The following is a 7,897-nucleotide window of genomic DNA, read 5'->3' as shown; positions in this document are numbered from 1 at the left end:
GCCCCCCGCCCCACGCCGGGACCCCGGACTGACACCGCCGGCACACAGGCGACGGCCGCCGCCCCCTCGTGGGGCGGCGGCCGTCGGGGCGGGGCAGGTCAGTGGGGTGCGGCCGCCGGCTCCAGGACGAAGACCGGGATCTCCCGGTCGGTGTTCTTCTGGTACTCCGCGTAGTCGGGCCACGCCTCCACCGCGCGCTCCCACCACGCGGCGCGCTCGTCGCCCGTGACCTCACGGGCCGTCATGTCCTGGCGCACAGGGCCGTCCTGCAGTTCCACCCGGGGGTCGGCGACCAGGTTGTGGTACCAGACCGGGTGCTGAGGGGCGCCGCCCTTCGAGGCCACGACCGCGTAGCTGCCGTCGTGCTCCACGCGCATGAGCGGTGTCTTGCGGATCCTGCCGGACTTGGCGCCCAGCGTCGTCAGGACGATCACGGGCTTGCCGCGCAGCGTGGTCCCGTCGGTCCCTCCGGAACCCTCGTACAGCTCGACCTGGTCCCGGACCCATTGCTCGGGGCTCGGCTGGTACTCACCGACCAAAGGCACGTCGTTCTCCCATCTCGGCATGCGACATCGACAACCTCAACATCCTCACCCACCCCGCACCTTCCCGTCGGCAGCCCCGCTTCGCGCCGCCGGTCCCGCCGCCGATCACCCGGATGGCGGCCGCGCGGCGCCACTGGGCGCCGGGTCCTCGACGTCCGTTCACACGCCCGCGGCACGCGAAATCGCCCTGTCATGTTCCGGCCACATCATCCGTAACAGGCCGCCCTGAAGATCGGCGTGCACACCGGCAGATCGAGAGAGGGCGACTCATGACACAGGGGCAGCCAACAGGACTCGACCGCAGGGGATTTCTGCGCGCCGTCGGCATCACCGGCGGCGCCGGGGCGATGTTCGCCACCATGGGCGCGCTGGGGCTCGCGCCGACCGCCGAGGCGGCCGGACGCGGCGCCGACTTCCGCGCGCCGAGCGCGGCCGACTTCCACCTCACCGGACGCAGGGCGGGCAAGGTCGTCGTCCTGGGCGCGGGGCTGGCCGGGCTGACGGCCGCTTACGAACTGGGCAAGGCCGGATACGACTGTACGATCCTGGAGCCGCGCGACAGGCCGGGCGGCCGCAACTACACCGTGCGCGGCGGGGACACCCACACCGACCTCGACGGGCGTACCCAGACCGCCCGGTTCTCCCAGGGCCAGTACCTCAACGCCGGGCCGGCCCGGCTCGCCCAGTGGATGGTCACCCTCGACTACTGCCGGGAACTCGGCGTCCCCATCGAGGTCTTCACCAACGCCAACGCCGACGCGTACATCTACCACGAGTCGGCGGGTATGCCGCCCGGGCAGCCGGTGCGGTACCGCACCGCCAAGGCGGACACCTTCGGCTACGTCAGCGAACTCCTCGCCAAGGCCACCGACCAGGGCGCGCTGGACCAGGAACTGACCGCCCAGGACAAGGAGCGGCTGCTGTCGTTCCTGGAGGGATTCGGCGAGATCGGCGGACGGTCCGAGGGCTGGGCGTACACCGGCGGCGCCAACCGGGGCTTCACCACCTGGCCCGGCGCCGCCGGCACCCCCGGGAGCCTGCTCGGTGACCTGCCCACGGCCTCCGAGGTCTTCGCCTCGGGTGTCGGGCGGCACTTCGCGTTCGAGTTCGAGTACGACCAGGCGATGCTGATGTTCCAGCCCGTCGGCGGCATGGACCGGATACCCAGGGCCTTCGCCCGCGCCATCGGCGATCGCCGGATCCGTTACGGCTGCCAGGCCACGTCGCTGGTGCAGTCGGCCGGCGGCGTCACCGTCGGCTACACCGACCCCACCGGACGGCAGCGGCAGGTCGAGGCGGACTACTGCATCGCCGCCATGCCGCCCCATCTGCTCGCCAAACTGCCGCACAACCTCGGTCCCGACGTGCAGACCGCGCTCACCACCATCCGCCCCTCGTCGGCCGGCAAGATCGGCCTGGAGTACCGCAGCCGCTGGTGGGAGACCGACCACCGCATCTACGGCGGCATCACCGAGACCGACCTGGACCTGTCCCACATCTGGTACCCGTCCTACGGCCACCACGGCAAGCGCGGCGTCATCGTCGGCTACTACAACACCGGGGCCAACGCCGACGCCTACGCCGCCCTGACCCCCGCCGGGCGTGAGGCGCGTGCCGTCATGCAGGGCGTGAAGATCCACGGCGAGAAGTACCGGAGCGAGCTGGCGAACTCCTTCTCCATCGCCTGGAAGCGCGTCCGCCACCTCGAAGGCGCCTGGCACAGCATCCCGGGCGGCACCGACGCCGCCGTGTACAGACCTCTGAACGAACCCACCGGACGCGTCCTGTACGCCGGCGACTGGCTGTCCTACATGGACGCCTGGCAGCACGGCGCCATCCTCTCCGCCCGCAAGGCCGTCACCGCGTTGCACAGCCGCGCCCTGAAGGCCTGACCGCCCGTCGCCACGGGCAAAGGCGCCCGGCCGGGGAGACCCGGCCGAGCGCCCGTCCACGCCGCTCGCGGCCTACTTCGTCAGGTAGGCGTCGACGATCGTCTCGGCGACGGTGTTGCCCTGGCGGTCGGCCGCCTCCGCCTTGAACGAGACGGTGCCGCCGGCCCTGGGGTTGGTGACCTCCAACCGGCCGTCGCGGACGCCCGTCTTCTCCCAGTGGGCGCCCTTGTCGTAGGAGACCCACACCTTGAGGGACTTCAGGTTCCGTCCCTCGGCGGCGCCCTCCACGGTGACCGGCACCCGCACCTTGGCCCGTGCCTTGCCCGTGTTGTCCAGGGACGCGGTCAAGCTCGTGGAGACGTCGGCCACCGCTCCGCGGGTGACGGAGGCGGTGAGCCGGTAGTCGGCCCGCTCGTTGTCGGCGACGTAGAAGTAGTCGAAGGGGTAGATGCTCTGGTAGACCCGCTCGCCGTTGCGGTGCAGGGTCGTCAGCGCGCTCAGTCACCAGCTCCGGCTACCCCCACCGCATGCTCGGGCGAAGCGGGCCGGGGGTGCGTTCTTCGGTCGGCGTTGCGTACAGAACGAGGTTGCGTTCGTAGCGGCGTGCCGCGCGGTCGTAGGGACCGGCGCACGTGATCAAAGCCAACCGGTGGGGGCCGGCGCGTGTGAAGAGGTCACGTGGCAGATGCTCCTGCCGGTACGTGCGCCGGGCGGTGACCCGGTACAGACGTACCTTGGCGTCCGCGCCTGTCACGGTGATGGGGCCTCCCACGGGTATGTCGTACAGTGCGGCGAAGGTGCCCAGCCCGTCTTCGCGGCTGTCGACATGACCCGCTATCAACACCGTGCCGGTCGCCGCGCCCAGCGGGGCCCCCAGTGCCCACCATCCGCCGGTGTGGAGGTTTTCCGGCAGGTCGAGAGCACCGTCGGCCCGGACGGCGACAGGTACGACGACGGCGTCGAGACCGGCTGGGCCATGGATGCGGGTGGGTGGCGACGACGCCTCTTGGCCGTCAAAGGCGGAGCGGTGCACGGCGGCGGGCAGGGTGCCCGAGTCGGTGACGCCGAGTTGTGGCGTGGTCCACGTCAGCCAGCCGGCGGCCGCCGCGCCCAGACCGCAAAGTGTCATCACAGCGGCGGCCGACCGGTGGCGTTCCACGGGTTCTAGCTCTTCCCGGCCGTTCGGCGGCGGATGCGCAGGAGCCAGGCCGCTCCACCGGCGGTGAGCAACGCGCCTCCGGCCACGCCGACCATGCCCGCGGTGGTGGCCGAGCCTTGCGCGGCGGCGAACTGACCCCCGGATCCAGCGTGGACCATGCCGGTGCCCGAGGGGGCGTGGCAGGTGCCGCCGCGGACCATTTCCAGGTGCATTGCCACCACCGGACGGGCGCTGCGGGCGGCTGCCACCACTTCGGCGTTGCTCCCCGCCTTGATCTCCTGGTCGATCAGCGCGAGGGTCTCGCGGTGCCCGACGTCCTCGGCGCTGAGCCATGCCGCGTCGTACGCCGGGCTGCCCGCCTTCGCCTGCACCTCGGCCAGCCCCTTGTCCTGCGCGGCGGATGTGGACGGCGGCAGCGTCACCTTCAGCTTGCCCGCGAGCATCTTCACATCCGCGTCGAGCTTGCTGTGGTCTTGGACGAGCACCTCGCCGACCTGCTTCACGCATGCGCTCGTCGCGTGACCCTGTGCGTCGTTCCCAGCCGCGATCTCGGCGAGGTTCCCTTGGTGGATGTGCGTCAGGAACGTCGTGTCCTGGTCGGTCAGCCCCGCAGCGAACGCCTGGGGCGTTGCTATGCCGGACAATGCCGCCGCTGCCACGGCGGCAGCAAGCAGTCGTGTACGCATCGGTACTGCTCCCTTCGAGCCGGTGGGGCTGCAAGGCGGCACCACACCGGTGGTCAGAACGGGGCGCATGGCACAGCGCCCCCGGACAGATGGCTGCCACTCCGGCGCCCCGGCGTACCGATGAAGTCCGGTGGGTCACCCGTCGAGCCGATGTGCGCGTGCGCCGACCGTGAACGACCGCCCAGCCGCATCGCCGGTGCATCGCCCGGCGGTGATCCGGGTGAGTCCGACGGTCGTGTCCCCGGCGCGATCCGTGTCGGACTCCGGATTCAGGACGAGGAGCAGCCCACGGCTGGTCTGCGGGGCCAGCCGGAGCCCCGGGCGATGCTGCGTCGCCCGGGGGTTTCACACGCCCGCGTCACTCGGCGTGCCGCGGCGCCCGGTCCTCGGCCGCCGGCAGTGACCGGATGGCGCGGCCGCTCACCTCACGCGGCACGACGCGGATCCACAGCTCCCGCGTCCCCCCGGGCCAGGGCTCGGCCCCGGGACGCCGGGCGAGGGACTCCACGACGGCGGCGTCGGTGATCCGGTCGGCGGTGCCCGCCACCAGGACGCTCCAGCCGACACGGCTGGCCTCGTCGACGTGGTCGGTCTCGAAGGCGAGCTTCGTGCCGGACGCGACCGCTGCCGCGCCGGCCGGATCCGTCCGGTAGACGACCGTTCGTCCATCCACGAGGAAGTTGACCGGCACCAGCACGGGAGGCTCGTCGCCGGTGTCCGGCTCCGGCGGATGGGCCACCCGGCCGATGCCGTGCGTGCCCAGCCGTTCCCAGCACTCCTGCTGGGACAGCCGCTGCAGCACCGGACGGGCCGCCGGTCCGCCCCGTCCGGGCGGCGCCTCGCGCGAGCCGAGCGCCAACTCCTCGTACGACACCCCCAGCACGGCTGCCAGCCGCATCAGCGCGGCGGGGTCGAAGCCGGTGCCGAGCTCCTCGACCTGCTGCAGGTACACGATCGACATCCCGGCCCTGGTGGCCAGCTCCTCGCGGGACATGCCCAGCTGCTCCCGTCGCACCGCGACGCGGCCGGCCACGCTCTCACCGTCGAAGGAGCCGCCGCCCGCCGAGCCGGGCCGGTCCGGACCACCCATCACTGCCGCTCACCACCTTCGTCCCGTCTCCTTTCAGCGCAACAGACCCATCGGCAGCCCGCCAGTCCAGGGAGCCGTCCCCCGGCCGGAAACGCCCGGGAGGCGGTGGGCGGTGTCAGGCGAGGGCGGGTTCGCGCTTGACCGGGGCGAGGCCCCCGGCCCGGGACAGGAGCTGGACGCAGGCGGCACAGAGCAGGCCGGTCATGGTCAGCGTCAGCCAGGGGAGCCACGGCCTGCCGCTGTGGTCGGCGAGGTCCCAGATGGCGCCGGTGGCGAGGTTGCCCAGGGTGATGCCCAGGCCGGAGACGGTGTTGTACCAGCCGTAGTGCGTGGCGACGAGGCGCTCTCCGGAGAGGGTGACGATGGTGTCCATCTCAAAGGGGTAGACCACCGCGCTGCCCACGGCCAGGACCGCGACGGCGACCACGAGCAGGGCCACCGCGAGACCCGCGTCGAACGGCCCTCCGGACGGGTCGGGGCTCATGGCCAGGGGCGTGAAGGCCAGGCCCATGAGGAGGATCCCGCCGACGATGGCCTGCGGTCCGGTCCAGCGGGCACGGACCCACCCGGTGATGCGGAGCTGGCCGAGGACCGACACGACCGCCGAGACGATGAACAGGCCGCTGGTGACGGCCTGTCCGCCGGTGCCGAGGAGTGCGTGGGCCTGCAGGGGCAGCGCCAGGTAGACCTGGAAGGACAGCACGTACGAGCCGACCATGGCCAGGGCGAACAACATGAACGGCCGGTTGCCCAGCACCTGCCGCCAGGAGCCGAGGACGCCCGCCGCCGCGCTGGGGCCGGTACCGCGTTCCGGCCGCCGGTCGGGAAGGGCCCGGCACTGCAGGACGGTCAGCACGGCGAAGACGGCCGCGGCCGTCAGGCACACGGCGCGGAAGTCCAGGGCGAGCAGGGCCAGGCCGACCAGCGGGCCGATCAGGACGCCTGCCTGGTAGAAGACGTTGAACAGGGCGAAGCCCTCCACCCGCCGCTCTCCGGCCTCCACGGCCAGATAGGCGCGGACCGCCGGGTTGAACAGCGCGCCCGCGAACCCCGCGGCGGCCGAGGCCGCGACCAGCGCGGGCAGGGAGTCGACCAGCCCCAGCAGCGCGAAGCCGAAGGTGCGCAGGGTGCAGCCCATCACGATGGGTGTCTTGTAGCCGAAGCGGTCGGCGATGGTGCCGCCGAGCACGAACATGCCCTGCTGGGAGAAGTTCCGTACGCCCAGGACGAGGCCGACGGCCCAGGCGGCCAGGCCGAGGCCGCCGGCCAGGTGGTCGGCGAGGTAGGGCATGAGCATGTAGAAGCCCAGGTTGATGGCGAACTGGTTGGCCATCAGCAGCCGGGCCGGAGTGTCGAAGGAGCGGGCCTGCCGCCACAGCCCCCTCACCGGGCGGCCTCGAAGGACAGACCGCCGAGTTCGCCGTCCGGCGCGTCGGCCAGCGGGTCCACCACGGTGGTGCAGCGGGTCCAGCGGTCGACCACGGTCTCGCCCGGGTCGGCGATCTCCTGCGGGTCCTCGGCCGGTTCGTGGTGGAGCAGACCGTGGCCCCGGCAGTAGGCGTCGTCGAAGACGGTGCCGACGTAGCGTTGCGGGCCGTCGGGGAAGATCGTCACGATCCGGGTCTCGGCCGGCAGCGTACGGGCCAGCCAGCGGGAGACCAGGGCGACCGCGCCGACGCTCCAGCCGCCGCTGGCGTAGTGGTCGCGGGCGAGGCGCCGGCAGGCCCACACCGCCTCGCCGGCGGCGACCCAGTGCACCTCGTCGAAGGCCGCGTAGTCGACGTTGCGGGGATGGATGCTGCTGCCCAGGCCCCGCATGAGCCGGGCGGCGGGCGGCTGGCCGAAGATCGTCGACCCCGTGGTGTCGACACCGACCAGCCGCAGGTGCGGGAAGAACGCGCGCAGCGGGCCGCTGACCCCGGCCGAGTGTCCTCCGGTGCCGACACTGGCGACCAGGACGTCGATGCGGCCGAGCTGGGCGACGAGTTCGTGGGCGAGGGCCGCGTAGCCGGCGACGTTGTCCGGGTTGTGGTACTGGTCCGGGCACCAGGCGGTCGGATCGGCCGCCAGGAGGTCCCGCACCCTGTCGCGGCGGGCCTGCTGCCACCCGCCGACGGCGTGCGGTTCGGCGACGATGTCGACGGTCGCTCCGTAGGCGGTGAGCAGGGAGACCATGGGCGGTTCCATGCCGGGGTCGGTGACCGCCGTGACCGCGTGTCCGTGCACGGCCCCCGCGAGGGCGAGCCCGAGGCCGAGCGTCCCGCTGGTGGACTCCACGATGCGGGCACCGGGGAGGAGTTCACCGCGGGCGCGGGCCGCCTCGATCATGTACAGCGCGGAGCGGTCCTTGATGCCGCCGGGGTTGAAGCCCTCGAGTTTGGCCCAGAAGCCACGGCCGTCGGGGACGAAGGGCGATCCGACCCACAGCACGGGCGTGTTGCCGACCAGTCCGGCCGGAGTGCGGCGCGGGGGCGCGGTGGCGGCGAGGAGCGCGGCCGGGGACGCGGGCGTGCCGGGGTGAGGGA

At 72.5% G+C, this 7,897-nt stretch carries 8 protein-coding genes; 1 reads left to right on the top strand and 7 read right to left on the bottom strand.

Annotated elements, in window-relative coordinates; all coding sequences use genetic code 11:
• Positions 1-98: 98 nt before the first annotated feature.
• A complete protein-coding gene (locus PV350_RS42015; RefSeq protein WP_499508967.1) occupies positions 99-545 on the bottom strand; it encodes a nitroreductase family deazaflavin-dependent oxidoreductase in 447 nt (148 codons plus the stop codon).
• A 269-nt stretch (positions 546-814) separates the two neighbouring features.
• On the opposite strand from PV350_RS42015, the gene PV350_RS42010 reads away from it, so the two are divergent.
• On the top strand, positions 815-2,437 hold the full coding sequence (locus PV350_RS42010) for a flavin monoamine oxidase family protein (RefSeq protein WP_500338663.1): 1,623 nt from the start codon (positions 815-817) through the stop codon (positions 2,435-2,437).
• A 72-nt stretch (positions 2,438-2,509) separates the two neighbouring features.
• On the opposite strand, the gene PV350_RS42005 is transcribed toward PV350_RS42010, so the two are convergent.
• The 6 genes from PV350_RS42005 to PV350_RS41980 form a co-directional block, all read right to left on the bottom strand.
• Entirely contained in the window at positions 2,510-2,806 is a 297-nt protein-coding gene (locus tag PV350_RS42005) for a hypothetical protein (RefSeq protein ID WP_500338662.1), read from the bottom strand.
• 145 nt (positions 2,807-2,951) lie between these two features.
• Entirely contained in the window at positions 2,952-3,596 is a 645-nt protein-coding gene (locus PV350_RS42000; protein ID WP_500338661.1) for a class F sortase, read from the bottom strand.
• A 5-nt stretch (positions 3,597-3,601) separates the two neighbouring features.
• Positions 3,602-4,282, bottom strand: a complete 681-nt coding sequence (locus PV350_RS41995; RefSeq protein ID WP_499508971.1) for a DUF4142 domain-containing protein — start codon at positions 4,280-4,282, stop codon at positions 3,602-3,604.
• Positions 4,283-4,640: 358 nt separating this feature from the next.
• Positions 4,641-5,372, bottom strand: coding sequence for a helix-turn-helix domain-containing protein (locus PV350_RS41990; RefSeq protein ID WP_500338660.1), 732 nt, complete (start codon positions 5,370-5,372; stop codon positions 4,641-4,643).
• 115 nt (positions 5,373-5,487) lie between these two features.
• Positions 5,488-6,759, bottom strand: a complete 1,272-nt coding sequence (locus PV350_RS41985) for an MFS transporter (protein WP_500338658.1) — start codon at positions 6,757-6,759, stop codon at positions 5,488-5,490.
• A partial coding sequence (locus PV350_RS41980; RefSeq protein WP_500338657.1) for a PLP-dependent cysteine synthase family protein occupies positions 6,756-7,897 on the bottom strand: 1,142 nt, incomplete at its 5' end. The genes PV350_RS41985 and PV350_RS41980, both read right to left, overlap by 4 nt.

The organism is Streptomyces sp. PA03-6a (assembly GCF_033792765.1).
Taxonomy (GTDB): Bacteria; Actinomycetota; Actinomycetes; order Streptomycetales; family Streptomycetaceae; genus Actinacidiphila.
The sequence above is the reverse complement of the archived record's forward strand: the minus strand, read 5'-3'. Positions and strand labels throughout refer to the sequence as shown.

What these genes read in the sequence shown, in the direction of transcription:
- PV350_RS42010 (WP_500338663.1), top strand. Translation starts at nt 815, where the DNA reads ATGACACAGGGGCAGCCAACAGGACTCGACCGCAGGGGATTTCTGCGC.
- PV350_RS41995 (WP_499508971.1), bottom strand. Translation starts at nt 4,282, where the DNA reads ATGCGTACACGACTGCTTGCTGCCGCCGTGGCAGCGGCGGCATTGTCC.
- PV350_RS41990 (WP_500338660.1), bottom strand. Translation starts at nt 5,372, where the DNA reads ATGGGTGGTCCGGACCGGCCCGGCTCGGCGGGCGGCGGCTCCTTCGAC.